The sequence below is a fragment of the Rahnella sp. P4_A8 genome, assembly GCF_056402435.1.
Genome location: NZ_JBFUHK010000355.1, coordinates 1 through 643, shown reverse-complemented (window position 1 = coordinate 643; position 643 = coordinate 1). Strand labels below are relative to the sequence as shown.

Sequence of the window (643 nt, the reverse complement as noted above, 5' to 3'; positions counted from 1 at the left end):
GAGTAACTATTTCCCCTAATACGCTGGCGAATTTAAAACCGTGAGCACTTAATCCCGAAATCACTCAGGTATTTTCTCTGTCCGGCAGGGTATCAATAATGAAATCTTCATCAGTCGTCATGTCATAAGTGCATGACGCACCACGCAAACTGACACCTACACCCGGCAGGAAATGGCGGAAGAAATTGAAGGACTCTGTGCCATCCTGACTGACGCTGCCATAAGGTTTACGCTGCTCGGGTTCCGTTATCCATTGACCACCGTTATGCTTACCTAACTTAAGTTCATCCTTCACTGAGGGGAATCCGTAGTACTGATCGCCCTGCAGAGTTTCGAGCGTAAAGGCTGGAAAATGGTTTTCTTCACTGTAGCGGCCATCTGCATGGAACCAGGCAAACACCTTACGCAGAGGTTTCACGGGTAATTCCGGGAGGATTTTCGTGACCCAGGTTCCCGCCGTTACTACCAGTTTGGCCCCGCGGTAGACTCCGTCAATCGTTGAGACTTCAATGCCATCATCCAGCCAGTTAATACTTTCAACGGGACAGTTGAATAATTGCGCACAACCCGCTTCCCGTGCGAGACGAATGTATGCCGCAACCGCCATTTCACTTTGCAGAAAACCCGAGTTGGGTTCGTATAC

The 643-nt window shown here is 49.3% G+C and carries 1 pseudogene; it reads right to left on the bottom strand.

Annotated features, from left to right (window positions below):
- A pseudogene (solA, locus tag AC1DUO_RS25955) lies at positions 1-643 on the bottom strand (N-methyl-L-tryptophan oxidase); the annotation flags it as partial.